The 24,233-nt window shown below is 59.9% G+C and carries 26 protein-coding genes and 1 pseudogene; 13 read left to right on the top strand and 14 right to left on the bottom strand.

The genetic code is table 11. The features are described 5' to 3' along the window. Positions 1-29: 29 nt before the first annotated feature. A complete protein-coding gene (msrB, locus tag ABTV29_RS08445) occupies positions 30-425 on the bottom strand; it encodes a peptide-methionine (R)-S-oxide reductase MsrB (RefSeq protein WP_433769642.1) in 396 nt (131 codons plus the stop codon). A 227-nt stretch (positions 426-652) separates the two neighbouring features. Between msrB and ABTV29_RS08440 the strand changes: the two genes are divergently transcribed. After that, on the top strand, positions 653-1,864 hold the full coding sequence (locus tag ABTV29_RS08440; RefSeq protein WP_110964175.1) for a pyridoxal phosphate-dependent aminotransferase: 1,212 nt from the start codon (positions 653-655) through the stop codon (positions 1,862-1,864). Between the two features lie 307 nt (positions 1,865-2,171). Then, on the top strand, positions 2,172-3,062 hold the full coding sequence (htpX, locus tag ABTV29_RS08435; protein ID WP_110964176.1) for a protease HtpX: 891 nt from the start codon (positions 2,172-2,174) through the stop codon (positions 3,060-3,062). 186 nt (positions 3,063-3,248) lie between these two features. Here htpX and ABTV29_RS08430 read toward each other — a convergent pair whose 3' ends face one another. Beyond that, positions 3,249-3,905: a thiopurine S-methyltransferase gene (locus ABTV29_RS08430; RefSeq protein ID WP_433769641.1), complete on the bottom strand. Its 657-nt coding sequence runs from the start codon at positions 3,903-3,905 to the stop codon at positions 3,249-3,251. A 101-nt stretch (positions 3,906-4,006) separates the two neighbouring features. Between ABTV29_RS08430 and ABTV29_RS08425 the strand changes: the two genes are divergently transcribed. Then, a complete protein-coding gene (locus ABTV29_RS08425) occupies positions 4,007-4,774 on the top strand; it encodes a DODA-type extradiol aromatic ring-opening family dioxygenase (RefSeq protein ID WP_433769640.1) in 768 nt (255 codons plus the stop codon). A 104-nt stretch (positions 4,775-4,878) separates the two neighbouring features. On the opposite strand, the pseudogene ABTV29_RS08420 reads toward ABTV29_RS08425, so the two are convergent. Then, a pseudogene (locus ABTV29_RS08420) lies at positions 4,879-6,586 on the bottom strand (DEAD/DEAH box helicase). A 386-nt stretch (positions 6,587-6,972) separates the two neighbouring features. Between ABTV29_RS08420 and ABTV29_RS08415 the strand changes: the two are divergent. Continuing rightward, the gene (locus ABTV29_RS08415; protein ID WP_433769639.1) at positions 6,973-7,764 is read left to right on the top strand and encodes a crotonase/enoyl-CoA hydratase family protein; all 792 of its coding nucleotides are present in this window, start codon (positions 6,973-6,975) and stop codon (positions 7,762-7,764) included. A gap of 111 nt (positions 7,765-7,875) precedes the next feature. Here ABTV29_RS08415 and ABTV29_RS08410 read toward each other — a convergent pair whose 3' ends face one another. Further along, a complete protein-coding gene (locus tag ABTV29_RS08410) occupies positions 7,876-8,631 on the bottom strand; it encodes a spermidine synthase (protein ID WP_433769638.1) in 756 nt (251 codons plus the stop codon). A 164-nt stretch (positions 8,632-8,795) separates the two neighbouring features. Here ABTV29_RS08410 and ABTV29_RS08405 point away from each other — a divergent pair, with 164 nt between their 5' ends. Further along, positions 8,796-10,142: a class II 3-deoxy-7-phosphoheptulonate synthase gene (locus ABTV29_RS08405; RefSeq protein WP_433769637.1), complete on the top strand. Its 1,347-nt coding sequence runs from the start codon at positions 8,796-8,798 to the stop codon at positions 10,140-10,142. Between the two features lie 91 nt (positions 10,143-10,233). Here the strand turns inward: ABTV29_RS08405 and ABTV29_RS08400 are convergent, their stop codons facing one another. Then, positions 10,234-11,463, bottom strand: a complete 1,230-nt coding sequence (locus ABTV29_RS08400) for a winged helix-turn-helix domain-containing protein (protein ID WP_433769636.1) — start codon at positions 11,461-11,463, stop codon at positions 10,234-10,236. A 64-nt stretch (positions 11,464-11,527) separates the two neighbouring features. Next, positions 11,528-11,743 carry a DUF1127 domain-containing protein gene (locus ABTV29_RS08395; protein ID WP_433769635.1) on the bottom strand — a complete coding sequence of 72 codons (216 nt, stop codon included), beginning with the start codon at positions 11,741-11,743 and terminating at the stop codon, positions 11,528-11,530. A gap of 95 nt (positions 11,744-11,838) precedes the next feature. Here ABTV29_RS08395 and ABTV29_RS08390 point away from each other — a divergent pair, with 95 nt between their 5' ends. Beyond that, complete coding sequence (locus ABTV29_RS08390; RefSeq protein WP_433769634.1) at positions 11,839-12,693, top strand: LysR substrate-binding domain-containing protein; 855 nt, start codon at positions 11,839-11,841, stop codon at positions 12,691-12,693. Here ABTV29_RS08390 and ABTV29_RS08385 read toward each other — a convergent pair. Beyond that, positions 12,683-13,417 carry a sulfite exporter TauE/SafE family protein gene (locus ABTV29_RS08385; protein ID WP_433771793.1) on the bottom strand — a complete coding sequence of 245 codons (735 nt, stop codon included), beginning with the start codon at positions 13,415-13,417 and terminating at the stop codon, positions 12,683-12,685. The genes ABTV29_RS08390 and ABTV29_RS08385 overlap by 11 nt on opposite strands. A gap of 126 nt (positions 13,418-13,543) precedes the next feature. Between ABTV29_RS08385 and ABTV29_RS08380 the strand changes: the two genes are divergently transcribed. The 4 genes from ABTV29_RS08380 (at position 13,544) to ABTV29_RS08365 (ending at position 16,845) form a co-directional block, all read left to right on the top strand. Next, positions 13,544-14,500 (top strand): LysR family transcriptional regulator, encoded by a 957-nt coding sequence (locus ABTV29_RS08380; RefSeq protein ID WP_433769633.1) that lies wholly within the window; start codon positions 13,544-13,546, stop codon positions 14,498-14,500. Between the two features lie 69 nt (positions 14,501-14,569). Next, positions 14,570-15,031, top strand: a complete 462-nt coding sequence (locus tag ABTV29_RS08375; protein WP_433771791.1) for a MarR family winged helix-turn-helix transcriptional regulator — start codon at positions 14,570-14,572, stop codon at positions 15,029-15,031. 344 nt (positions 15,032-15,375) lie between these two features. After that, positions 15,376-15,795: an organic hydroperoxide resistance protein gene (locus tag ABTV29_RS08370; protein ID WP_110964188.1), complete on the top strand. Its 420-nt coding sequence runs from the start codon at positions 15,376-15,378 to the stop codon at positions 15,793-15,795. Positions 15,796-15,831: 36 nt separating this feature from the next. Next, positions 15,832-16,845, top strand: coding sequence for an alpha/beta hydrolase (locus ABTV29_RS08365; RefSeq protein ID WP_433769632.1), 1,014 nt, complete (start codon positions 15,832-15,834; stop codon positions 16,843-16,845). 183 nt (positions 16,846-17,028) lie between these two features. Here ABTV29_RS08365 and ABTV29_RS08360 read toward each other — a convergent pair whose 3' ends face one another. Then, the gene (locus tag ABTV29_RS08360) at positions 17,029-17,598 is read right to left on the bottom strand and encodes an elongation factor P (RefSeq protein ID WP_110964190.1); all 570 of its coding nucleotides are present in this window, start codon (positions 17,596-17,598) and stop codon (positions 17,029-17,031) included. 48 nt (positions 17,599-17,646) lie between these two features. Next, positions 17,647-18,804, bottom strand: a complete 1,158-nt coding sequence (earP, locus tag ABTV29_RS08355) for an elongation factor P maturation arginine rhamnosyltransferase EarP (RefSeq protein WP_433769631.1) — start codon at positions 18,802-18,804, stop codon at positions 17,647-17,649. 123 nt (positions 18,805-18,927) lie between these two features. Between earP and ABTV29_RS08350 the strand changes: the two genes are divergently transcribed. Both ABTV29_RS08350 and ABTV29_RS08345 read left to right on the top strand, forming a co-directional pair. After that, positions 18,928-19,335 carry a hypothetical protein gene (locus tag ABTV29_RS08350; protein WP_433769630.1) on the top strand — a complete coding sequence of 136 codons (408 nt, stop codon included), beginning with the start codon at positions 18,928-18,930 and terminating at the stop codon, positions 19,333-19,335. Positions 19,336-19,337: 2 nt separating this feature from the next. Next, positions 19,338-19,820, top strand: a complete 483-nt coding sequence (locus tag ABTV29_RS08345) for a GreA/GreB family elongation factor (protein ID WP_433769629.1) — start codon at positions 19,338-19,340, stop codon at positions 19,818-19,820. 6 nt (positions 19,821-19,826) lie between these two features. Here the strand turns inward: ABTV29_RS08345 and cysB are convergent, their stop codons facing one another. The 5 genes from cysB to ABTV29_RS08320 form a co-directional block, all read right to left on the bottom strand. Further along, entirely contained in the window at positions 19,827-20,801 is a 975-nt protein-coding gene (gene cysB, locus ABTV29_RS08340; protein WP_007899921.1) for an HTH-type transcriptional regulator CysB, read from the bottom strand. A gap of 112 nt (positions 20,802-20,913) precedes the next feature. Beyond that, positions 20,914-21,417 carry a universal stress protein gene (locus ABTV29_RS08335; protein ID WP_224537242.1) on the bottom strand — a complete coding sequence of 168 codons (504 nt, stop codon included), beginning with the start codon at positions 21,415-21,417 and terminating at the stop codon, positions 20,914-20,916. 94 nt (positions 21,418-21,511) lie between these two features. Then, positions 21,512-22,417: a 5'-nucleotidase gene (locus ABTV29_RS08330; RefSeq protein WP_110964196.1), complete on the bottom strand. Its 906-nt coding sequence runs from the start codon at positions 22,415-22,417 to the stop codon at positions 21,512-21,514. A gap of 25 nt (positions 22,418-22,442) precedes the next feature. Continuing rightward, positions 22,443-23,399 carry a putative 2-dehydropantoate 2-reductase gene (locus ABTV29_RS08325; RefSeq protein WP_433769628.1) on the bottom strand — a complete coding sequence of 319 codons (957 nt, stop codon included), beginning with the start codon at positions 23,397-23,399 and terminating at the stop codon, positions 22,443-22,445. Further along, on the bottom strand, positions 23,396-23,782 hold the full coding sequence (locus tag ABTV29_RS08320) for a thioredoxin family protein (protein WP_433769627.1): 387 nt from the start codon (positions 23,780-23,782) through the stop codon (positions 23,396-23,398). The genes ABTV29_RS08325 and ABTV29_RS08320 overlap by 4 nt, the downstream gene beginning before the upstream one ends. Here ABTV29_RS08320 and ABTV29_RS08315 point away from each other — a divergent pair. Next, positions 23,781-24,224, top strand: a complete 444-nt coding sequence (locus ABTV29_RS08315; protein ID WP_433769626.1) for a PilZ domain-containing protein — start codon at positions 23,781-23,783, stop codon at positions 24,222-24,224. The two genes, ABTV29_RS08320 and ABTV29_RS08315, sit on opposite strands and share 2 nt — an antisense overlap. Positions 24,225-24,233: the final 9 nt, after the last annotated feature.

Genomic DNA, 24,233 nt, shown 5'->3' with positions numbered 1-24,233 from the left:
CGAGCAAGCTCGCTCCTACAGGGGGTGTATTACCCGCGCGGCACCAGGTCCAGGCATACCGAATTGATGCAGTAACGCAGGCCGGTCGGCGGCGGGCCGTCGGGGAATACGTGGCCCAGGTGGGCGTCACATTTGCTGCAGACCACTTCTGTGCGGATCATGCCGTGGCTGACGTCGCGGAATTCAGTCATGGCGCTGTCGCCGATCGGCGCATAGAAGCTTGGCCAGCCGCAGCCGGAATCGAACTTGGTTTTGGAGTCGAACAACGGCTCGTTGCAGCAGATGCAGTGGTAGATACCGTCGACCTTGCTGTCGTTGTATTTACCGGAGAACGGGCGCTCGGTGCCCTTGAGGCGGCACACGTTGTATTGCTCGGGGTCGAGCATGGCCTTCCATTCTTCCAGGGTTTTTTCCAACTTTTCCATCATCACACCTCGGCGGCTGAAAAAGCCCGATCTGTACCTTTTCCACGGATCGGGCGGCACGTATGATTGCGCCTCGTCAAAACGCCAGTCTGGCAGCCGGACCACGCGCATTCAAACGGATTTATCGGTGCAGCCTCTCAAGGCGTCAGGCCTGTGAGATTACGCAGGATTCCCAGTACGGTTGTTCACACGCCGCCTGGATCGTTCATTTTCGGGAACACATCGCCATGCAGGTCAGCAAATCGAACAAGCTCGCCAACGTCTGCTATGACATTCGCGGCCCAGTGCTCAAGCACGCCAAACGCCTGGAAGAGGAAGGCCATCGCATCCTCAAGCTGAACATCGGCAACCCTGCGCCCTTTGGTTTCGAAGCGCCGGACGAAATCCTCCAGGACGTGATCCGCAACCTGCCGACCGCCCAGGGCTACAGCGACTCCAAGGGCCTGTTCAGCGCGCGCAAGGCCGTCATGCAGTACTACCAGCAGAAGCAGGTCGAGGGTGTCGGCATTGAAGACATCTACCTGGGCAACGGTGTTTCCGAGCTGATCGTGATGTCGATGCAAGCCCTGCTCAACAACGGCGACGAAGTGCTGGTGCCAGCGCCGGACTACCCGCTGTGGACCGCCGCGGTGAGCCTGTCTGGCGGTAATCCGGTGCATTACCTGTGCGACGAGCAGGCCAACTGGTGGCCGGACCTGGCCGACATCAAGGCCAAGATCACGCCGAACACCAAGGCGCTGGTGATCATCAACCCGAACAACCCGACGGGCGCGGTGTACTCCAAGGAAGTCCTGCTGGGCATGCTGGAGCTGGCGCGCCAGCACAACCTGGTGGTGTTCTCCGACGAGATCTACGACAAGATCCTGTACGACGATGCCGTGCATATCTGCACCGCCTCCCTGGCCCCGGACCTGCTGTGCCTGACCTTCAACGGCCTGTCCAAATCCTATCGCGTCGCCGGTTTCCGTTCCGGCTGGATTGCCATCTCCGGGCCGAAACACCACGCCCAGAGCTACATCGAAGGCATCGACATGCTGGCCAACATGCGCCTGTGTGCCAACGTGCCGAGCCAGCACGCGATCCAGACCGCGCTGGGTGGCTATCAGAGCATCAATGACCTGGTGCTGCCGCCAGGGCGCCTGCTCGAACAGCGCAATCGCACCTGGGAATTGCTCAATGACATTCCGGGCGTCAGCTGCGTCAAACCGATGGGCGCGCTGTATGCGTTCCCGCGCATTGATCCGAAGGTCTGCCCGATTCACAACGACGAGAAGTTCGTCCTCGACCTGCTGCTCTCCGAAAAGCTGCTGATCGTGCAAGGTACGGCGTTCAACTGGCCTTGGCCGGACCACTTCCGCGTCGTGACCCTGCCGCGAGTGGATGATCTGGAAATGGCCATCGGACGCATCGGCAACTTCCTCAAGTCCTATCGCCAGTAAGCGACCTGTCACCGTGCGACATCCATGCGCTGTCGCACGGTGATTCATTCAGCAACAAATGCTTACGCCCCGCCGCTTTACCCTTCGACTGATAACCCGCTGCCTGCCCGCGACCAACAATCACAGGGCTCGGGTAGCGTATCGAACTGCAATCCCGTCCCAACCAAACCTCGGAAATGTCCTGCAAGCAGCTAAGCTATTGCCGTAGGACACAGTTTGAAATAGTCACTCGGTTGAATACCCCGGTGCATCACCTTATATACCCCGCAGTACGCTACATCTTTAGTAAAAGGAGATTTCTACAACCATGATGCGCATCCTGCTGTTCTTGGCCACTAACCTTGCGGTCGTGCTGATTGCCAGCATCACCCTGAGCCTTTTCGGCTTCAACGGGTTCATGGCGGCCAACGGGGTTGATCTCAACCTCAATCAGCTGCTGATTTTCTGTGCGGTCTTTGGTTTCGCCGGTTCCCTGTTCTCGCTGTTCATCTCCAAGTGGATGGCGAAGATGAGCACCAGCACGCAGATCATCACTCAGCCACGTACTCGTCACGAGCAATGGCTGCTGCAAACCGTTGAGCAACTGTCCCGTGAAGCCGGGATCAAGATGCCTGAAGTCGGGATTTTCCCGGCCTACGAGGCAAACGCCTTCGCCACCGGCTGGAACAAGAACGATGCTCTGGTCGCAGTCAGCCAGGGCTTGCTCGAACGTTTCTCGCCGGATGAAGTGAAAGCCGTCCTGGCTCACGAAATCGGCCATGTGGCCAATGGCGACATGGTGACCCTGGCGCTGATCCAGGGTGTGGTGAACACCTTCGTGATGTTCTTTGCACGGATCATCGGCAACTTCGTCGACAAGGTGATCTTCAAAAACGAAGAAGGCCAGGGCATGGCCTACTACGTGGCCACCATCTTCGCCGAACTGGTCCTGGGAATTCTGGCCAGCGCCATCGTCATGTGGTTCTCGCGCAAACGGGAATTCCGCGCCGATGAAGCCGGAGCAAACCTGGCCGGTACCGCCGCGATGATTGGCGCCTTGCAGCGCCTGCGTGCGGAACAGGGCCTGCCGGTACACATGCCAGACACCCTGAATGCCTTCGGCATCAACGGTGGCATCAAACAAGGGTTGGCACGCATGTTCATGAGCCACCCGCCGCTGGAAGAGCGTATCGATGCACTGGCGCGTCGCCGGGGCTGAGAGGTTCTGAAGTAAACAAAAAGGCCCGCAGCGATGCGGGCCTTTTTTATCTGCTTGAATTCTGGTCGACCAACCCGGCCCCTTCGCGAGCAAGCCCGCTCCCACATTTGACCGAGTCGTCCGAACGAAGGCGATCTAATGTGGGAGCGGGCTTGCTCGCGAAGAGGCCAGAACTATCAACGCAAATTAGCGACTGGAAACCCGATACACCCGCTCCTCAAGCCGCGTCACACCTGCCTCCAGAAACTTCCCGCTCTCGCTCAGGACATCCTGGTCCTCCAGGATCTTCAATGCCCACGAAGCTTCGAACAACCGCCGAACCTCATCGTCGAGTACGGCAAATGGCGGTCCGGACATTTGTTCCTGGTCGTAATCCAGAGTGATCAACAGCCCGCGGGATTCCTTGGGCAATATCCGTTTCAAATGATCCGCATAGCGCTCGCGCATCGCCGGCGGCAACGCAATCAGTGCGGCACGATCATAGAGCGCGGAGCAATCAGCCACATCGCCTGCTGTCAGCGAGAAGAAATCGCCACACCACAGTTCAATCGAGCCTGCCCGATAGACCTTGAACGGCCCCTGCTCGCTGACGGCAGGATCGAAGCCATGTTCGGCGAAGAAATCCTCCACGGCTTTCTCCGACAACTCGACCCCGAGGACTTCATGCCCCTGATGAGCCAGCCACAACAAATCCAGGCTCTTGCCACACAGTGGCACCAGCACCCGAGCATTGTCCTCCAGTTCCAGTTGTTGCCAGAACCGCTTCAGATAAGGGTTCACCTGCGGCAGGTGAAAACCGATCTGATTCGACGCCCATTTCTTGTGCCAAAACTCCGGCTGCATAAATAACCTCAAAATTCGATCAAAACACCCTAAAACTTATATTAGATTTAGATCAATGATCTGACTGAAGATGGTGCATCTTAACTCTCAGGAGCGCATTCATGTTCCCCAGCCTGTACATATCCCATGGCTCCCCGATGTTGGCCCTGGATCCCGGTGCCAGCGGGCCGGCTCTTGCCCGCCTCGCGGCACAAATACCCAAGCCCAGGGCCATCGTGATTGTTTCCGCACACTGGGAAAGCCATGAACTGCTGGTCAGCGCCAATCCCAAACCCGAGACCTGGCACGACTTCGGCGGCTTTCCAAGAGCGTTGTTCGAAGTGCAGTACCCCGCGCCCGGCGATCCTCGACTCGCCGCGGAAGTCGTCGAACTGCTGAATGCCGCAGACCTGCCCGCACGTATCGACACGCAGCGACCATTCGACCATGGGGTCTGGGTGCCGTTGAAACTGATGTATCCACAAGCCGATATCCCGATTGTCCAGGTTTCCCTGCCAACCCGTGGCGGCCCTGCCCTGCAAACCCGTGTCGGCCACGCCTTGGCCAGCCTGCGCGGCCAAGACGTGCTGTTGATTGGCTCGGGCAGCATTACCCACAACCTGCGGGAGCTGGACTGGCATGCCGGGCCCGAGAGCGTCGAACCCTGGGCCCAGGTGTTCCGCGACTGGATGATCGACAAACTGGCGGCCAACGATGAAGCCGCCCTGCACGACTATCGCCAGCAAGCGCCGAACGCCGTGCGTAACCACCCCAGCGATGAGCATTTGCTGCCGTTGTACTTTGCCCGCAGCGCCGGTGGAGCGTTCAGCGTTGCCCACAAGGGGTTCACCATGGGCGCGCTGGGCATGGACATCTATCGCTTCGGTTGACCGCAAACCGAGTCGCGCCCTTCAGGCCGAACGCGAAAAACAGGCAAAAAAAATCCCCGAACCAGTCGGGGATTTTTTTATCGATCAATCAGCTCGAGAGCCGATCAATCTTCGCGGTAGCGACGCAGCTTCAACTGCTTGCCAGCAACACGAGTGTCCTTCAGTTTGGTCAGCAGACGCTCCAGACCATCTTCCGGCAGCTCGACGAGGCTGAAGCTGTCACGCACCTGGATGCGACCGATGGCTTCACGCGCCAGACCACCTTCGTTCAGGATGGCGCCCAGCAGGTTCTTGGCAGCGATGCCATCACGCGCACCCAGCGCGGTACGGCAGCGAGCACGACCTTCGGCCAGCGGCATCGGAGCACGACGCTCGCGGTCACCACGCTCAGGACGATCACCGGAACGCTCTGGACGATCGCCACGCGGAGCACTGTTCGGCACCAGCGGACGTTCTTTCTCGATAGCGGCCAGGTTCAGCGCTTGACCGTTGGTTGCCTTGCGCAGCAGGGCTGCGGCCAGGGCACGCGGGCTGCAACCGATGTCGGCGGTCAGGCGATCGAGCAGATCACCGTGAGTCGATTCGGCATCGGCCACCAGCGGCGACAGGCTGTTGGTCAGTTTCTTGATGCGTGCATCCAGAACCGCTTGAGCGTCCGGCAGGCGAACTTCAGCAACCTTCTGACCGGTTACACGCTCGATCACTTGCAGCATGCGGCGCTCACGCGGAGTCACCAGCAGCAGTGCACGACCTTCGCGACCGGCACGGCCGGTACGGCCGATACGGTGAACGTAGGATTCCGGGTCGTACGGCATGTCAACGTTGAATACGTGAGTGATGCGCGGTACGTCCAGGCCACGAGCAGCAACGTCGGTCGCCACAACGATGTCCAGACGGCCATCCTTGAGGGAGTCGATCACGCGCTCTCGCTGGTTCTGGGCAATGTCACCGTTCAGCGCAGCGGCTTTGTAGCCTTTGGCTTCCAGGGCGCTGGCCAGGTCCAGGGTCGCTTGCTTGGTACGCACGAACATGATCAGCGCGTCGAAATCTTCCACTTCCAGCAAGCTGAGAACGGCAGAAGTCTTCTGGTCTGCGTGAACCAGCAGGTGAGCCTGCTCGATCGCGGTAACGGTCTGGGTCTTGCTCTGGATCTTCACGTGCTTCGGATCGCGCAGGTGGCGTTCGGCGATGGCACGGATCGACTGCGGCAAGGTGGCCGAGAACAATACGGTCTGACGGGTTTCCGGCATGGCCTTGAAGATGACTTCCAGGTCGTCCATGAAGCCCAGCTTGAGCATTTCGTCTGCTTCGTCGAGAACCAGGTGGTTCACGGTCTGCAGTACTTTTTCGTCGCGACGCAGGTGGTCGCACAGACGGCCCGGAGTGGCGACAACGATCTGTGCGCCATTACGGATTGCTTTCAATTGTGGGCCCATCGGCGCGCCGCCGTAGACAGCCACAACAGTCACGCCCGGCATTTGCTTGGCGTAGGTTTCGAAAGCGGTTGCAACTTGCAGCGCCAACTCACGAGTTGGGGCCAGGATCAGAGCTTGCGGCTCGCGCTTGGACGGATCAATGCGGTGCAGGATAGGCAGGGCAAAGGCAGCGGTTTTACCGGTACCGGTTTGCGCCTGACCAATCATATCGTGACCGGCGAGAATGATCGGGATCGACTGCTGCTGAATGGCCGAAGGCTCTTCATAGCCGGTAGCGACTACTGCAGCGACAATATTGGGATGAAGTTCAAGAGCGGCGAAGCCGCCGATTTCCTGGGTCATGGGTCTGCCTCTAAGTGCATCCGCAAAGACCCATGCTCCAAAGCTGCGCATGCCGTGTTGAGACTCAAGAGTCGCCCTGGCAGCTTTGTCGGCGGGGATTTGCGAAAACGAATGAATGAAAAGAATCGTCAAGGAAGAGTTCGCAGAGCGAACGTGCAACCGAAGTTGACTTCGGGGAATTGCGCTACCTAAACGTGGCCCGGTTAAAGACCGGCGCGCACTATACCGGAATTTGCCGAAAAAGGGAGCTTTTTTTAACGTGAAACTCCCGCCTACGGCGTTCTGTCACACGCTTTGCGGATAGTCGTGCGAGCGTCTATTTTTCAAAGGCCCTGCCCTGCGGGCGATAGCGCTAAAACGGTTCACCCGGAACGCGCGGACCGTCGGTCCGACTCCCCTCTCCATCCGAGGAAATGCGCCATGAATGAGCTCAACGCCAGCCGTGTGAGCCGTGAAAAACGCGGTCACGTCCTGTTGATCGGCCTGGATCGGGTCGCCAAGCGCAATGCCTTCGACATGGACCTGCTCAACGGATTAAGCCTGGCCTACGGCGAATTCGAAGCCGATAGCGAGGCGCGGGTGGCGGTGGTCTTCGGTCACGGTGAGCATTTCACCGCAGGCCTGGATCTGGCGAGCGCCAGCGCGGCCCTGATCGAAGGCTGGCAAGCTCCGCCCGGCGGCTGCGACCCATGGGGCGTGTTTGCCGGCCCCAGGGTCAGCAAACCGGTGATCGTCGCCGCCCAGGGTTATTGCCTGACCATTGGCATCGAACTGATGCTGGCCGCCGATATCAACCTGTGCGCCAGCAATACCCGCTTTGCCCAGATGGAAGTGCAGCGCGGCATTTTTCCCTTCGGCGGCGCCACCTTGCGCCTGCATCAGGTGGCTGGCTGGGGCAATGCCATGCGCTGGATGCTGACCGGCGACGAATTCGATGCCCACGACGCCTTGCACCTGGGCCTGGTGCAGGAAGTCATGGCCAGCGAGGATTTGCTGCCCAGGGCGATCGAGTTGGCAGAGCGAATTGCACGCCAGGCGCCGCTAGGGGTCCAGGCCACACTGATGTCGGCGCGACAGGCGCGCTATGAAGGGGAAACCGCTGCCGCCAAAGGATTGCCGGCGCTGGTGAAGAAGCTGCTGAGCAGTGAGGATGCCCGGGAGGGGGTGCGCTCGCTGGTGGAGCGGCGGCCTGGGGTTTTCAAAGGGCTTTAATTTTGGGTTGGCTTTGCAGGCCTCATCGCGAGCAGGCTCGCTCCCACAAGGAATCGCAGTTCAACTGTGGGAGCGAGCCTGCTCGCGATGAGGCCATGAAGTAAAACTCAATCAAGTGGCCGGACGAATCGCCTTGATCAGCGCATCCAATGAATACCCCAACCGTGGCGCCAAGGCTTCGGCCCGAGCGATAAGGCCTTGCATGTCCAGCTCCTGATCCAGCTCCGAAGGCACGATCAGGATCACGTTGCCCTCCTTCACCGGCAACTCCCAGTAATGCCGGTGATAGAGCCCGCGCAACAACGCAGCGCCCAAGGGCTTTCCATCGTCGGTGGCCCATTGGTTGATCACCAGCCAGCCACCCGGGTTCAGGCGTTTCTGGCAGTTTTCCAGGAAGGTCCAGGCCAAATGACCGACGCCCGGACCGACATCGGTGTAAAGGTCGACGAATATCAGGTCCGCAGGCTCGGCGGTGTCGAGCAGCTCCAGGGCATCGCCAACGCGAATGTACAGGCGCGGATCGTCATCCAACCCGAGGTATTCGATTGCCAGGCGCGGCACATCGGGACGCAGCTCGATCGCTTCGACATCTTCCAGCGGCAGGAACTTGAGGCAGGCCTGAGTCAGCGTGCCGGCGCCGAGCCCGAGGAACAGCGCGCTTTCCGGCTGTTCGTGGCACAGCGCACCGATGAGCATCGCCCGGGTGTAATCGTATTCGAGCCAGCTCGGATCGGCCGTGAACACGCAACTTTGCTCGATGGCATCACCGAATTCGAGAAAACGGTAGTCAGCCACTTCCAGCACACGAATTACGCCAAACTCGTCCTGCACCTCGGCGAGCAAATGCTCGACGCGTTCCTCAGTCATTTCGTCTCCTGATCGTCACCACGCTTTCAATATGAAAAGCGACGACGCGATAGCACCGCGAACAGGGCGCGGCAAAGGCGCGATTGTCCGCGAATCGACGGGAGCAGGTCACGCACTAATTGCTGATAACATGACCATCCGAGCGTAAAACAATAGAGACCGTGATGAGCCAACCCTGGAGCCCTGACAGCTGGCGCGCCCTGCCGATCCAGCAACAACCCCAATACCCTGATGCCGCGCATTTGCAGCACGTCGAGCAGACCCTGGCCAGCTATCCGCCACTGGTGTTTGCCGGTGAAGCCCGGGAATTGCGCCGTCAGTTTGCCGAAGTGACCCAGGGTCGCGCGTTTCTGTTGCAGGGTGGCGATTGCGCCGAAAGCTTCGCCGAGTTCTCCGCCGCGAAAATCCGCGACACCTTCAAGGTGCTGCTGCAAATGGCGATTGTCATGACCTTTGCCGCCGGTTGCCCGGTGGTCAAGGTCGGACGCATGGCCGGGCAATTCGCCAAGCCGCGCTCGGCCAATGACGAAACCATCGATGGCGTGACCCTGCCGGCCTACCGGGGCGATATCGTCAACGGCATCGGTTTCGATGAAAAAAGCCGAGTGCCGGACCCGGAGCGCTTGCTGCAGTCCTATCACCAGTCCACCGCCACCCTGAACCTGCTGCGCGCTTTCGCCCAGGGCGGGTTTGCCGACCTGCATCAGGTGCACAAGTGGAACCTGGATTTCATCGCCAACTCCGCGCTGGCCGAGAAATACAGCCACCTGGCCGATCGCATCGACGAAACCCTGGCCTTCATGCGCGCCTGTGGCATGGACAGTTCGCCGCAATTGCGCGAAACCAGCTTCTTCACCGCCCATGAAGCGCTGCTGCTGAACTACGAAGAAGCTTTCGTGCGTCGCGACAGCCTGACCAACGATTACTACGATTGCTCGGCCCACATGCTGTGGATCGGCGACCGCACCCGCCAGCTCGACGGCGCCCATGTCGAATTCCTGCGCGGGGTGAACAACCCGATCGGGGTCAAGGTCGGCCCGAGCATGAACCCTGATGACCTGATCCGCCTGATCGACATACTCAACCCGGACAACGACCCGGGCCGCCTGAACCTGATTGCGCGGATGGGCGCGAACAAGGTCGGCGATCACCTGCCGCAACTGATCCGCACCGTGCAGCGTGAAGGCAAGCAAGTGCTGTGGAGCTCGGACCCGATGCACGGCAACACCATCAAGGCCAGCAGCGGCTACAAGACCCGGGATTTCGCGCAGATTCTTGGCGAAGTGAAGCAGTTCTTCCAGGTGCACCAGGCGGAAGGCAGCTATGCCGGCGGCATTCACATCGAGATGACCGGGCAGAACGTGACCGAGTGTATCGGCGGTGCGCGACCGATTACCGAGGATGGCCTGTCGGATCGCTATCACACACATTGCGACCCGCGGATGAATGCCGATCAGTCGCTGGAACTCGCGTTTTTGATTGCCGAGACTTTGAAGCAGGTTCGGCGCTAAGTCCCATCGCCCCCATCGCGAGCAGGCTCGCTCCCACATTGAATCGCACTCGGTCAACTGTGGGAGCGAGCCTGCTCGCGATAGCGCCCGTTCAGGCACCCTCGATCTGTGCCAAAGCCACCCGCAACCGCGCCGCACTCGCCCGAGGACAGTTCAACTGCACCCGCTCCAACCCCAACCAATCCGCCATCCGCCGCAAATTGACCGCCAGCGCCAGCATCCCCTCCTCATCCAGCCCCGGCTCTTCCTCATGCACCGCATGCACCGCCAACTGCCCGGCAGCGCGTTCGGCACGCAGATCGACCCGCGCGGCAATCCGCTCGTTGTGCAGGAACGGCAACACGTAATAGCCATACACCCGCTTGTGCTGCGGCGTGTAAATCTCCAGCCGATAGCGAAAATCGAACAGGCGCTCAGTGCGGCTGCGCTCCCAGATCAGCGAATCGAAAGGCGAAAGCAACGCGCTGGCCGAGACCTTGCGCGGCGCACTGGCGTCGGGCAGGCAGTAGGCCGGTTGCCGCCAGCCTTGAACTTCACACACGAGTAACTCGCCCGCCTCGACCAGTTCTTCGAGACGCGGCCGACTGTCCGCGGGATTCAAACGAAAGTAGTCACGCAGATCCTTCTCGGTCCCCGCGCCCAAGGCAGCCACGGCATGCAGCAGCAAACCGCGCTGGGCCTCAGCCTCGTCGAGCAGCGGTTGTGCGAGGATCTCCGAGGGGATCACTCGCTCCGGCAGATCATAGAGCCGCTCGAACCCGCGCCGCCCGGCGACTGTCACTTCACCGGCGGCAAACAACCATTCCAGCGCGTGCTTTTCCGCGCTCCAGTCCCACCAGGGCCCGGCCCGCTCCTGACGCGTCGACAGGCTGCCGGCACCCAGCGCGCCCTGTTCCTGAACGCAGGCCAGGACCCGGCGAATCGTGTCCTGCTGCTCACGACCGAAACGCGCCAGTTGTTGATAGATGTCTTCGCCCCGGGTCGCGCGCTGCATGCGCCAACGCATCAGCGGGTACAGCGACAGGGGCATCAGCGAGGCCTCATGGCCCCAGTATTCGAATAACGTGCGACGCCGGCCCTGACTCCAGGCCGCCTGGTCGAGCAAATCGCTGGAATAGTTACCGAGACGGGAAAACAGCGGAAGGTAGTGCGAACGCACCAGTGCATTGACGGAATCGATCTGCAGGATGCCCAGCCGTTCGATCAGCCGGTTGAGTTGAAGCGCTTTGATCGTCGCTGGCGGCTGGCGCCCGTTGAACCCTTGGGCAGCCAGCGCCAGACGCCGAGCCTGTTTGAGAGATAAGGACTGTGTTGCGGGCATGAGCATCTCCTTGTCTGCTCGCAACCTACCTCACCGGAAGTTGGTTTGTGTAGTTGTGGATAACTCATTTATGCATTGGGTCGTTCCAGAATGGCTTGACCGACTCGAACTCCACATCCGCCCGACTCATACCGATGTCCTTCAATGCTTCGTCGCTCAGGCTTGCCAGCAGTTCGCGCTCGCGATGCAGCTCGTACCAGCGGCTGACCTTGTGCAGCAGATCGGAAATCAGATGAACCGAGTGTTTTTCCGCAGCTTGAAACTCATGTTGACCTTTCATCTTGTTGCCCTCCGTTTGGATGGCTCCAGTCTCTCGCCAGGTCTAAGATCAATCCAACAAATGTTTCTGATGGCAAACATCTCGGAGATTGATACATGTCGAGCTACCCGACTATCGATACCGAAGTGCTGCGCACCTTCGTCGCGATCGCCGACCAGGGTGGCTTTACCCGCGCCGGCGAACTGGTTCATCGCACCCAGTCGGCAGTGAGCATGCAGATGAAACGGCTGGAAGAGGACGTCTTGCAGCGCCAGCTTTTCCAGCGCGACGGCCGGCAAGTGCGGCTCACCGCCGAAGGCCAGGTACTGCTTGGCTACGCGCGGCGCATCCTCAAGCTGCACAGTGAAGTGTTCAACACCTTGCGCGAACCGGACATGATCGGGACCGTGCGCATCGGCACGCCAGACGATTACGTGATGCGATTCCTGCCCGGGATCCTGCGGCGCTTTGCCCAGTCCTACCCGCTGATCCAGATCGAGGTGCACTGCGAATCATCAAAACAATTGCTGATGCGCCAGGACCTGGACCTGTCGATCGTCACCCGCGAGCCGGGCAGCGAAATCGGCCAGTTGTTGCGCAAGGAACGTTTTGTCTGGGCCGAGGCGCAATGCTACAGCGCCCATGAGCAAACACCGTTGCCGCTGGCGATGTTCAACAGTGATTGTTTCTGCCGGATGTGGGCCTGCAACGCCCTGGATGCGATCGGCCGTGATTACCGCGTGGCCTATAACAGTGACAGCCTGTCGGCGATCATGGCGGTGGTCAGCGCCGGCCTTGCGGTGACCGCGCAACTGGAAAGCCTGATCACCCCCGACATGCGCATCCTCGGTGAAGCCGAAGAGCTGCCCGTATTGCCTGAGGCCAGCATCATGCTGGTGCGCAATCTGCACAACCCGTCGCCGATCACCGAATGCCTGGCCGAACATATCGTCGATGGCTTCAAACTTTAAAGGCGAGCATCACCGCGCAGATCACCAGAAAGCCGCAGAACAATGAGCGCAGCACGCGCTCCGGCATGGCGTGGGCGATCTTCACCCCCCAACTGATGCTCAGCAGGCCGCCGATCGCCAACGGTATGCCAATCATCCAGTGCACCTGATGGTGCACGGCATAGGTGACTAGCGTGACACTGGTACTGGGCAACGCCAGCGCCAGTGACAGGCCTTGGGCGACCACTTGCGTGGTGCCGAACAGGCTGGTCAACACCGGCGTCGCCACGACCGCCCCGCCTACGCCAAACAACCCGCCCATGGTGCCGGATGCGGCACCGAGCACGCCCAGCCATGGCCACGAATACCTCATCTGCGCCGACGCCGGTGTACGGGCGCCGAACATGCGCACCAGGTTATAGGCCGAAAGCGCGACAAGGAACGCAACGAAGCCGATACGCATGGTTTGCGCGTCGATACCCACCGCCCAGATTGAGCCAAACCAGGCAAAGCAGAAGCCCATGGACGCCAGAGGCAGGGCATGACGCATTTCGATGCGAATGCGCTGGTGATAGCGCCACAGCGCCAGCATGACGTTGGGTACCACCATCACCAGTGCCGTGCCTTGGGCGATCTGCTGATCCAGACCGCACAATACGCCCAGCAGCGGGATGGCGATCAGGCCGCCGCCGATTCCGAAGATGCCGCCCAGAGTGCCCAGGGCAGCGCCGAAAACCAGATACATCAAAAACTCAATCACGGCATTTCTCTCGTCAGGTCAGGGAATTCATCCTACGCAGTTGGTTATGGCGGGGAAACGCACAGCAACGCACAATGGCTATGCCAAACCCGCACAAGCAAAGAGCGCGACATGAATCCCAATCAACTGACCGATCAACTGGGACTGTTTCTGGATGTACTGGAAACCGGCAGTTTTTCCGCCGCCTCGCGGCGCCATCCGCTGACGCCTTCGGCGGTGGCGCGGCGGATCGACAGCCTCGAAAGCGCCGTCGGCAGCCAGTTGTTCATTCGCAGCACCCATGCGGTGCGCGCAACGCCTGCAGGTCTGGCCTTTGCCGAACGGGCCCGGCGGATTGTCGAGGAACTGCGCCTGGCCCGGGCCGAGGCGGTGTCCTTGAGTAGTGCGCCCGAGGGCTTGATTCGGGTGGATGCGCCGGCAGCGTTCGGTCGACGGCATCTGGCGCCGGCGATCGCCGATTTTCTGGTGCTCTATCCAGGCCTTGATGTGCAACTGCACCTGATCGACAGTTTTATCGACATGCAGGGCCTGAACCTGGGCAAGGTCGATCTGGTGCTGCGCGCCGGGCAATTGGCCGATACCCGGCTGGTGGCTACGCCGCTGGCGAGTTTGGTGCGAATCGCCTGCGCCAGTCCCGACTATCTGCGACGTCGGGGCATGCCGAGCGAACCGGGACAGCTCATCGAGCACGACGGCGTCGACTGGGATGGCCTGGCCCCGCCCTTCGCCTGGCGCTTCGAGCGAGAGGGCCAGATGCAACTGCATCGTCCGTCGCGCATCCGCATGAGTGCCAACAATGCCGAAGCCCTGGTCTTCGGCGCATTGGCCGGGCTGGGCATTGCGCACCTGCCCACCTGGCTGGCCAGCGAATACCTGCTGCGAGGCGAACTGTTGCCGCTGTTCTGCGAAAACGGCCTGCCCAAACCGGAAAGCGCCGGGATCTATGCCTTGCGCTTGAAACAACAACCCGTTGCCCGCAGCCGATTGTTGCTGGAATACCTGAAAACCAGATTCAGCCCGATCCCGCCGTGGGACCTGGTGCTGCAGTCTCATCTGAATCGCCACTAGTCTGGAATTGTCTGGCGCATTAAAGATTTGCCCGCTAGATTCATGACGATCACTGATCAAGGCTTCGAAATGACCACCGAACGCGACACCCCGGATAACTGCGACGACCTGCTTCTGGACAACCAGGCCTGCTTCGCCCTGCATTCCACTTCACTGATGATGACCAAGGTCTACAAGCCACTGTTGCAGACGCTGGGCCTGACTTATCCACAGTACTTGGCGATGATGGTGCTGTGGGAACAGGATGGTTTGACTGTAGGCGAAATCAGCGCGCGGTTGCTGACCGACCCCGGCTCGCTCACGCCGCTACTCAAACGCCTGGAAGCCGAAGGCCTGCTCAGCCGCACCCGCAGCCGTGAAGACGAGCGCGTGGTGCTCGTCGAACTCACCGAGCAAGGCCGCAGTTTGCGGGACAAGGCACGGGGAATCCCCCAGTGCATCCTCGGTGCCAGCGGCATGACGCTGGAGCGATTGCAGGCGCTGCAGGCGGAGCTGCAAGAGCTGCGTCGGCATCTGCAAGACAGCCTCTGATCTCAAGGCCACCTCATATCTCCTGTAGGAGCGAGCCCTGCTCGCGATGGTGGTCAACGATTACCCGGGAAGGCTGATTCACCTCAGTGCTCTCAGGCTTTTCGCGAGCAGGCTCGCTCCTACAGTTTCTATCGTCGGTAAAAAAATCTGCTGCCGACAATCTTGCCTGAACAGCTCTAACTCAATACTTACAACCCAATCAGGTGGCTGCGCAGTCAGCTTGTCTCGAATTTTTTCGAAAATTTATATTGCGCACTAAATATTAGCGCGTTACATTTAATTCGCACTCAGTTAGCGCGCAAACATTTAGCGCAAATCAATCAAACCCGAACGAGGCTTTCACCATGCAAACTCTCTACACCGCAATCGCAACTTCCACCGGTGGCCGTGACGGTCGTGCGATTTCCAGTGACAACATTCTCGACGTCAAACTCGCCACCCCGAAAGAACTCGGCGGTGCTGGCGGTGCGGCAACCAACCCTGAGCAACTGTTCGCCGCCGGCTACTCCGCCTGCTTCATCGGCGCCCTGAAGTTCGTCGCCAGCCAGACCAAGCGCAGCATCCCGAGCGATGCCTCGATCACTGCCCACGTCGGCATCGGCCAGATCCCTGGCGGTTTCGGCCTGGACATCGACCTGCACATCAGCCTGCCGGGCCTTGAACAAGCCGATGCACAAAGCCTGGTCGACGCAGCCCACCAGGTCTGCCCGTACTCCAACGCCACCCGCGGCAACGTCGATGTGCGCCTGCACGTGACTGTCTAACTTCGCTGTCCAACCAGGCCCGAACAGGAAATGAACATGAACACTTTCAGCAAAGTCTTGACCGGTACCCTTCTCGCTCTGTCCGTCCACAGCGCATTCGCCGGCGACGTTGAACACAACACCCAGGCATTTCTCGACGTGTTGAACGCCGGCACTGGCAAACCGATGGAACAGATGACACCCAAAGATGCGCGCGCCGTGCTGGTGGGCGCGCAGTCGGGGGTGAAGCTGACGCTGCCGAAAGCCGATGTCAGCCAGAAGACCATCCAGGTCGATGGCCAACCGCTGAACCTGACCATCGTCCGGCCAGCCGGGGTCAAGGGCGAGTTGCCGGTGTTCATGTTCTTCCACGGCGGCGGCTGGGTATTGGGAGATTTCCCGACCCACGAGCGACTGGTTCGTGACCTGGTGACGGGTTCGGGCGCAGCGGCGGTTTTCGTCAACTACACCCCGTCGCCGGAAGCGCATTACCCGGTGGCGATCAACCAGGCCTACGCAGCAACCAAATGGGTGGCTGAGCACGGCAAAGAGATCAACGTCGACGGCAAGCGCCTGGCCGTGGCCGGCAACAGCGTGGGCGGCAACATGGCGGCAGTGGTTGCGCTGATGGCCAAAGACAAAGGCACACCGGCGATCAAGTTCCAGGTACTGCTGTGGCCGGTGACCGATGCCAACTTCGACACCGGTTCCTACAACCAGTACGCCGAGGGGCACTTCCTCACCCGCAACATGATGAAGTGGTTCTGGGACAACTACACCACGGACGCCAATCAGCGTAACGAGATCTATGCCTCACCGCTGCGGGCAACCCAAGCGCAACTCAAGGGCCTGCCACCGGCACTGGTGCAGACCGCCGGTGCGGATGTACTGCGTGACGAAGGTGAAGCCTACGCCCGCAAACTGGACGAAGCCGGCGTGCCGGTGACCTCGGTTCGCTACAACGGCATGATCCACGACTACGGTTTGCTCAACGTGGTGAGCCAGGTGCCGGCGGTGCGTTCGGCGATGTTGCAGGCTTCGCAAGAACTCAAGGAACACCTGAAGAAATAACGCACACCCTGTAGGAGCGAGCCTGCTCGCGATGGTCGTTAACGATAACGCGGGATATCTGAATGCCCGCGTTTTCCGGGCGCCCATCGCGAGCAGGCTCGCTCCTACAGGGGGAGAAATGTTTTTTGCAGGCACAAAAAAGCCCGACTCAATGGTCGGGCTTTTTCATTCCTCAAGCAGTGCTTATTTAGCACGGCCTTTGTAGGAACCGCCTTCGCGGGTATCGATCTCGATCATGTCGTCGATTTCGATGAAGTCAGCAACCGACAGCTCGGTACCGTTCTTCAGTTTGGCAGGCTTCATTACCTTGCCGGAAGTGTCGCCGCGAGCGGAACCTTCGGTGTAGGCAACCTGACGCACGATGGTGGTCGGCAGCTCTACGGAAACCAGACGGCCTTCGAAGAACACGGCTTCGCAAACGTCGGTCATGCCTTCTTCGATGAACGGCAGAACGGCTTCGATGTCTTCAGCGTTCAGCTCGTACATGGTGTAGTCGGTGGTGTCCATGAACGTGTAGGAGTCACCGCTGATGAACGACAGGGTCGCTTCTTTGCGATCCAGGATCACGTCGTCCAGCTTGTCGTCCGCACCGTAAACGGTTTCGGTCTTGTAGCCGGTCAGCAGGTTCTTCAGCTTGGTCTTCATGATCGCGCTGTTACGGCCCGACTTGGTGAATTCAGCTTTTTGAACCAGCCATGGATCGTTGTCGATACGCAGCACGGTACCGGGTTTGAGTTCTTTACCAGTTTTCATTGCGAATATCCGAATTTGGATGGGATTTACAAAAATCTAGGCCGCGTATCATAGCCAATTTACATAAAACTGTACCAGCGCCGCGGCGAGATCGGCCTGGGAGGCCCGTTCCAGACACCAGGTTTCGGCGTGTTTTTGCAGCTCTGGCCAGTGTTTGCGGGTCGAATGCCAGTGGTCGGTCATTTTTTCGCCAGCGTTCCACGCTCGCCATAAACCGCTGATCGCCTCCCGCGCAGGTGCCGAAAGGTCCTTCACATAGAGCGTGAGGAAGGCTTCAAGCTTGTCCAGATGGACGTCTTCTTCCTGCTGATAGATGTGCCAGAGCAACGGCCGGCTCGCCCACTGGGCACGGACAAACGAGTCCTCGCCGCGCACGGCATTGAAATCGCAACACCACAGCAACTGGTCATACTGGTCCTGTCGGACGAACGGCAGCACCTGGATGGTCAGGCCATCGCGCACATGCACGGCACCGGCCGTCAGGTCGCTCACCCCGAGCCAGCGCTCGACATCACCCAGGATCCGCCCCTCCGGGACCAAAAGATGCGTCGGCGTCGAATCGCTCGCCAGCGCGTCCAGCCAACTGGCAAGTCCCGCATTTTCGTAGGCAAACAACGAAATCAGCTGTGAGCCCGGGGCACGATCCACCCCCAGCCCCTGCAGGAAAGTTCGCTGAGCCTCGGGATCTTGCTGAAACTTCTGACGCCTTTCGAGCAACCCGCGTTCACGCAGCAATCCCCCGGTACCCTGGCGGAAGCCCGGAAAGAAGAAGAACTTCTGCACATGCCGGTACTTCACCGACGGCAAGCCGTGGCAGCCGATCACCCAGTCCTCGGCACTCAGGTAATCCAGATTCATCCACAGCGGCGCCTTCTCCCGCGCGGCCATGGCGTCCATATAGGCACTCGGCAACTGGCAGGCAAACGCTGCGATCACCACATCCGCCGCTTCGACAGGCTGCCATTCGGCGCCCCAGTGACGCACCTCGACGCCCTGCTGCCATTGCTGGTCGATATGGATACCAATCTCCGGGCACATGCGTTCGAAAGCGCGCAAATCATCCACCCACAACCGCACGGCCACGTCATGCTCGGCAACCAGCTGCCGTGCCAGGCGCCAGGTCACGCCGATGTCACCAAAGTTGTCGACTACGGTGCAAAAAATATCCCAGCGCCTGGTTTTTTTCATTTGAGGCAGTTCAGACATTCCAGGCTCCCGTTGGCAAAGGCAGCGATTGTCCGCATAAATTCCCCCCTACAGAAGAGCCGACGACGATTAATCTTTCTGCGACAATCGCATTTGCCCGCGACCCACCGCCAGGAGGCAGTCATGCCCTACCGTCCCAACCCGCGCCGCCCGTTGCCCATCCAGCTCAATGCCGCACAACTGACCGGCAGCATCGCCCTCGGCTTGTGGCTGGGGTTCCTTGCGATCGCCCTGACCTGCTGGATCGCCTCACGCTTTTTGTTCAACGAACAACTGGCGCCTGTGGCCCAGGCGGTGCAGCAACTGGCCAACCCGCCCGTGGTGCAACAGGTGCCTGATATTCCGCCCCAGAGCCCGCTGTTCGAACAATACGAAGAGAACCTGCGTAAAAGCGAACAGGCGCAACGGCTTGATCAGGCGCGTAGCAGTAACCGTAACCTGTCGAATCCAAAATGCCAGTTCTGGCTGCAGCAGGACCAGACGGCGCCCAGCGAGAAAAGCCGCGCCAATGTCCTGCAATTCTGCGATTGATCATGAATAAGCAAACCGTTCACCAATTGATTCTCGACAAGCTGCGCATCGATCTCGACATTGCCGAACGCGCAGCGCTGACCGCCTACGAAACCGCGACTCACGAAGAAAACATCGCCGAAAACAAATACGACACCCTGGGACTCGAGGCGTCCTATCTGGCTGCCGGCCAAGCCAGGCGGGTGGAGGAAATTCGTCAGTCCCTGGCGCTCTGCCAGAACCTGATACTGCGCCCCTATGACGACCGGCGCGGGATTGAGGTTGGTGCGCTGTTGGGCCTGGAAGACGAACAGGGTCGTGAGCAGTGGCTGTTTCTGGCGCCAGACGCGGCAGGCCTGAAGGTGGAGCTGGTGGGGCAACCCATTACCGTCATCACCCCGCGCTCACCGCTGGGCAAGAGCCTGCTGGGCAAGTTCGAAGGTGATGAGGTGGAGATTCTGGTGGCGGGCACTCGGCAACAGTTTGCTGTCACCGAGGTCGTCTAGGAAAGATTAATGGACGGGCAGTTCGACGCCGTCGAACAGCTCTTCCAGCTCCTGCTTGTTGTGGCACTGGATGGCCTTGGCCATCACTTCGCGGGTCAGGTGCGGAGCGAACTTCTCGATGAAATCGCACATGAAGCCCCGCAGGAACGTGCCGCGACGGAAACCGATCTTGGTGATGCTCGATTCGAACAACTCGCTGGCATCGAGTACGACCAGGTCGCTATCGAGCTTGGTATCCACCGCCATTTTCGCCACGATGCCCACGCCCAGGCCCAGGCGAACGTAAGTCTTGATCACGTCGGCGTCGGCCGCGGTGAACACCACCTTTGGCGTCAGGCCACGGTGGCTGAAGGCTTCGTCGAGTTTCGAGCGGCCGGTGAAACCGAACACATAAGTCACGATCGGGTATTCGGCCAGCGCTTCGAGAGTCAGCTTCGACAGCTTGGTCAACGGGTGGCCCTGAGGTACTACGACGCAGCGGTTCCAGCGATAGCACGGCATCATCACCAGATCGCCGAACAGTTCCAGCGCTTCGGTGGCGATGGCGAAATCCACGGTGCCATCAGCCGCCATTTCGGCGATCTGCATCGGTGAGCCCTGGTGCATGTGCAGGGCAACGTCCGGGTACTGCTTGATGAAATTGCTGATCACCGGTGGCAGCGCATAGCGCGCCTGGGTGTGAGTGGTGGCGATCGACAGGGTGCCTTTCTTCTCGTTGGAGAATTCCTGTGCGATCTGCTTGATGCTTTCGACCTTGCGCAGGATCTCGCCGGCTGTGGTGATGATGCGCTCGCCTGCCGGGGTGACACGGGTCAGGTGCTTGCCGCTGCGGGCGAAAACTTCGACGCCCAGTTCATCTTCCAGCAGGCGGATCTGTTTGCTGATGCCCGGTTGCGAGGTGTAAAGGCTTTGGGCTGTAGCGGAAACGTTGAGGTCGTGGTGCGCCACTTCCCAGATGTAGCGCAATTGTTGAAGCTTCATATGAATCCCTCAAAGCAGATAGACGCCACGGGCATCAGCGACGGTATATAACTATATGAATGGTTTGAAGAATAAATCTAGAACTTTTTATCAGAATGCCACTATTCGTGTTCTAGCGATCCCCCTGGCGACGACGTTGCACCAGCGGCACCAGGTAAACCGGCACCTTTGACAGTTGCAACACACGCGCTGCGGTCCGGCCCAAAGGCGTTTCCGCACCAGCACCATGGCTATGGCTACCTACGATCAGTAAATCCACCGAGAGTTTCTGCGCCTGGTCCAGAATCACCTGCGCCGGGTCGCCCTGCAGCACCCGAACCGCCTGAATCCGCTCCAGGTCATGCTCGCCCTCTTCTCCCAATTCCTCCCGAAAACTGTCCAGAACGCGCTGTTCGATATTGGCGATTACCGTATTCAGACCCTGGCTGTGAAATTCGTTCAGCGCCTGCTCATCCAGATAACTCTGCAGCACCGATTCGGCAAACAGCCCCATGGGTTCAACCGCATGCACCACGTACAGGTCGGCATTGAATGTCCGTGCCAGTTCCAGGGCGTGTTGCATCACCACGGGGGCGTACAGGCCGAGGTCAGTGGCATAGAGCATCGAGCGAATCATATGACCTCCTCGAATGCCAACATGGCGGAGATTGATTCAGCTTAGCAGTGCCTTGGCGAGTACGACGTTTGGCGCAACACGTTGATCGGCGGGCTTAAACCTTTTGCTCGTTGCTTATGCCATGGGGCACATGACCGGTGGCGACGACCTCCCGGGCCAACTCGCAATGACCGGCCTGGTCATCGAAAAACACATCGGCGGCGAAGGCTTCGAGAAAGGCTGACTTGGTCAGGCCTCCGAGAAACAGCGACTCATCCAGTCGGATATCCCATTCGCGCAAAGTGCGGATCACCCGCTCGTGAGCCGGAGCCGAGCGGGCAGTGACCAGTGCCGTGCGGATCGGGCAGGCGCCATCGGGAAACTCGCGCTGCAGCAGATTGAGGGCCGCGAGGAAACCCTTGAAAGGACCGCCGCGCAGCGGTTCACGGGCTGCTTCGCGTTCCTTGGCCTGAAACGCCTCCAGGCCACCGGCCTGATACACGCGTTCGGACTCATCGGAAAACAGCACCGCATCGCCGTCGAAAGCGATGCGCAATTCATCGCTGGCGGCCCGGCTGGCGCCCCCCGACAGAATGGTCGCCGCAGCAAAGCCGGCGTCCAGCGCGCTGCGCACATCTTCTGCATGGGTCGACAGAAACAGATCGCAGCCAAAAGCCTTGAGATAAGGATAAGGGCTGCGCCCGCCGACGAATGCCGCGCGGGAAATGGCCAGCCCATAGTGATCGATCGAATTGAACACCCGCAGGCCGGTGTCGGCGCTGTTGCGCGACACCAGGATCACCTCGACCCGGGCGCGGCCGAGGTGGGCATTGAGGTTGAGGAGTTTCTGCACCAGTGGGAAGGCATCGCCGGGTTCGAGAATCTCGTCTTCGTGTTCGATCTGGTACTGCCGGTAGGCCTCAACGCCACTGGACAGATAAACCTTGTGGCTTTCACTCAGATCGAACAATGCCCGCGAAGAAATCGCCAGCACCAGTTTGTCGTCGATAGTCTTCGCCATGCATTTCCCCCTTGGATGAATCGACTTATCTGTTGCGTCGATCAATGAAACCCAGACTGCGATACAAGGCCTCGATTCTCGGCAGTTCGCAGCCCGCGGCCTTTGCCGCCGCCAGTGGCCGGGCGTAAATGGCGTCCAGCTCCAGCGGGCGCTTGTGCAAATGATCGTGGTACATGCTCGGCCAGTAGTCAGGCATTTTCTCGGTCATCATGAACAAATGCTCGGCATAACCGGCCGGCACCTCGTGGCCGCAGGCAATGGCACCCTGGACCACCTCGGCCATCAGCGCCTTGATCAGCTCACGACTATCGGCATCGGCCATCAACGGCGTGGTGCTCGCCCCCAGCAACACCGACAGGCCGTTGTAGGGAATATTCCAGACCAGTTTCAGCCAACGCGCCTGATGCAGGTTCGCCATGGCCTGGGAATCGATACCGGCGCTGCGGAACAGCCCGACACCTTCCTCGACAATCGCAGTGCGCTGCACTGCGTCGGCGGCCGGACCGCTGTGGTAGCCGACATGCACCGCGCCCAGCGCCTGATGAGTGATAACCCCGGGTGCTTCGCGGTGGACGCAGATATAGCAGAGGCCACCCAGCACATGCAGCGAATCGGGCAACAGCTCACGCAGGCTGTCTTCAACGTCAAGGCCGTTCTGCAACAGCAGCACCTTGGCATTCGGCGCCGCAGCCTGAAGGATGACGGGGGCCAGGTCCGCGTTGCTGGAGGTTTTTGCCCCTACCAGTAGCCAGTCGCAAGGCGGCATGTCTTCGGCCGCCGAATAGGCCTGCACCGGATTCAGCGACAGCGCACCATGCACCGCACTGTGCAACTGCAGCCCGCGTTCGGCTACTGCGGAGAATTCGCTGCGCAACAGAAAATGCACATCGAACCCGGCACGCGCCAGCATCAACCCGTAGAAACCACCGATTGCACCGGTCCCGATAATACCGATTGTCGGTTTGGCAACTGCCCCCATCATGGCAACTCCTCTGCTGTTCGACTCAGTGCCTGACGGATCGCCCGATTGAGTTCGGTAGCGGTCAGGCGCGAATGCAATGCTCCAAAGAACTCACCGTCACGCACCACAAAGAGCGCCGGCAAATGAAAGACCTGGTAACGCTCGACCAGCCCGCCGTTGTTCCCGGCATCGATCCAGCACAGTCGATCGACCGCCAGATCGAGCGTCGGCAATTGTTCGCGGGCAAAACGGCAACTTGAACAGCCGACACTGGTGAATATCACCAGCGACACGCCGTTCATCGTCAGTAGCCGCTGGTCGGCGTCAAAATCGGTCAGTTCCAATTCGACCACTATACTGGGGGAAATAATGTCAGATGGCCGACACATGGAGTCCGTGTTCATGGGACGTTTTATTCCTCATCCTGACGATGTACCCGTGGAATTAACGCTACTCAAACCCGAATGCATTTCACGGCAACAGCTGCACACTATCAGCCTCGGGGGCGTGGCTTGCAATTATCACCGTGCCTGGCGCCACGGTACTGCGCTGGAAGTGCGCATGCCGACCCTGAACCCCGATATGCGCTTCCTGGGCTATGTGGCCTGGTGCCTGCGCCGAAAGCATGGCTATCTGGTGGGCATTGCCTTCGTCGACGAACAGACGCTGTTCAGCGCCCGGATGGGCGAACAGGTATGCCGGATAGAGCGCTACTGCCGCCAGCACGACGTCCACGATGACCTGCAGGAAGTCCAGGCGCGGGCGCTGGAATGGGTCCAGGAACATGCCGACGAGTTTTCCCACGAAACAGTGCGCAAGGCGTTTGCACAACCCGTGCTCGAATAGGCATTGATG

The organism is Pseudomonas putida (assembly GCF_050989985.1).
GTDB lineage: Bacteria > Pseudomonadota > Gammaproteobacteria > Pseudomonadales > Pseudomonadaceae > Aquipseudomonas > Aquipseudomonas putida_AI.
Note: the sequence above shows the minus strand (reverse complement) of the source record. Positions and strands in the feature narration are given on the sequence as shown.

What these genes read in the sequence shown, in the direction of transcription:
- ABTV29_RS08405 (WP_433769637.1), top strand. Translation starts at nt 8,796, where the DNA reads ATGAGCCAACCCTGGAGCCCTGACAGCTGGCGCGCCCTGCCGATCCAG.
- ABTV29_RS08365 (WP_433769632.1), top strand. Translation starts at nt 15,832, where the DNA reads ATGAACACTTTCAGCAAAGTCTTGACCGGTACCCTTCTCGCTCTGTCC.
- ABTV29_RS08385 (WP_433771793.1), bottom strand. Translation starts at nt 13,417, where the DNA reads ATGTATCTGGTTTTCGGCGCTGCCCTGGGCACTCTGGGCGGCATCTTC.
- ABTV29_RS08380 (WP_433769633.1), top strand. Translation starts at nt 13,544, where the DNA reads ATGAATCCCAATCAACTGACCGATCAACTGGGACTGTTTCTGGATGTA.
- ABTV29_RS08320 (WP_433769627.1), bottom strand. Translation starts at nt 23,782, where the DNA reads ATGAACACGGACTCCATGTGTCGGCCATCTGACATTATTTCCCCCAGT.
- ABTV29_RS08375 (WP_433771791.1), top strand. Translation starts at nt 14,570, where the DNA reads ATGACCACCGAACGCGACACCCCGGATAACTGCGACGACCTGCTTCTG.
- ABTV29_RS08425 (WP_433769640.1), top strand. Translation starts at nt 4,007, where the DNA reads ATGTTCCCCAGCCTGTACATATCCCATGGCTCCCCGATGTTGGCCCTG.
- ABTV29_RS08350 (WP_433769630.1), top strand. Translation starts at nt 18,928, where the DNA reads ATGCCCTACCGTCCCAACCCGCGCCGCCCGTTGCCCATCCAGCTCAAT.
- ABTV29_RS08390 (WP_433769634.1), top strand. Translation starts at nt 11,839, where the DNA reads ATGTCGAGCTACCCGACTATCGATACCGAAGTGCTGCGCACCTTCGTC.
- ABTV29_RS08410 (WP_433769638.1), bottom strand. Translation starts at nt 8,631, where the DNA reads ATGACTGAGGAACGCGTCGAGCATTTGCTCGCCGAGGTGCAGGACGAG.
- msrB (WP_433769642.1), bottom strand. Translation starts at nt 425, where the DNA reads ATGGAAAAGTTGGAAAAAACCCTGGAAGAATGGAAGGCCATGCTCGAC.
- ABTV29_RS08325 (WP_433769628.1), bottom strand. Translation starts at nt 23,399, where the DNA reads ATGATGGGGGCAGTTGCCAAACCGACAATCGGTATTATCGGGACCGGT.
- ABTV29_RS08430 (WP_433769641.1), bottom strand. Translation starts at nt 3,905, where the DNA reads ATGCAGCCGGAGTTTTGGCACAAGAAATGGGCGTCGAATCAGATCGGT.
- ABTV29_RS08345 (WP_433769629.1), top strand. Translation starts at nt 19,338, where the DNA reads ATGAATAAGCAAACCGTTCACCAATTGATTCTCGACAAGCTGCGCATC.
- ABTV29_RS08330 (WP_110964196.1), bottom strand. Translation starts at nt 22,417, where the DNA reads ATGGCGAAGACTATCGACGACAAACTGGTGCTGGCGATTTCTTCGCGG.
- ABTV29_RS08395 (WP_433769635.1), bottom strand. Translation starts at nt 11,743, where the DNA reads ATGAAAGGTCAACATGAGTTTCAAGCTGCGGAAAAACACTCGGTTCAT.
- ABTV29_RS08440 (WP_110964175.1), top strand. Translation starts at nt 653, where the DNA reads ATGCAGGTCAGCAAATCGAACAAGCTCGCCAACGTCTGCTATGACATT.
- ABTV29_RS08400 (WP_433769636.1), bottom strand. Translation starts at nt 11,463, where the DNA reads ATGCCCGCAACACAGTCCTTATCTCTCAAACAGGCTCGGCGTCTGGCG.
- ABTV29_RS08335 (WP_224537242.1), bottom strand. Translation starts at nt 21,417, where the DNA reads ATGATTCGCTCGATGCTCTATGCCACTGACCTCGGCCTGTACGCCCCC.
- ABTV29_RS08360 (WP_110964190.1), bottom strand. Translation starts at nt 17,598, where the DNA reads ATGAAAACTGGTAAAGAACTCAAACCCGGTACCGTGCTGCGTATCGAC.
- cysB (WP_007899921.1), bottom strand. Translation starts at nt 20,801, where the DNA reads ATGAAGCTTCAACAATTGCGCTACATCTGGGAAGTGGCGCACCACGAC.
- ABTV29_RS08415 (WP_433769639.1), top strand. Translation starts at nt 6,973, where the DNA reads ATGAATGAGCTCAACGCCAGCCGTGTGAGCCGTGAAAAACGCGGTCAC.
- ABTV29_RS08315 (WP_433769626.1), top strand. Translation starts at nt 23,781, where the DNA reads ATGGGACGTTTTATTCCTCATCCTGACGATGTACCCGTGGAATTAACG.
- earP (WP_433769631.1), bottom strand. Translation starts at nt 18,804, where the DNA reads ATGTCTGAACTGCCTCAAATGAAAAAAACCAGGCGCTGGGATATTTTT.
- ABTV29_RS08370 (WP_110964188.1), top strand. Translation starts at nt 15,376, where the DNA reads ATGCAAACTCTCTACACCGCAATCGCAACTTCCACCGGTGGCCGTGAC.
- htpX (WP_110964176.1), top strand. Translation starts at nt 2,172, where the DNA reads ATGATGCGCATCCTGCTGTTCTTGGCCACTAACCTTGCGGTCGTGCTG.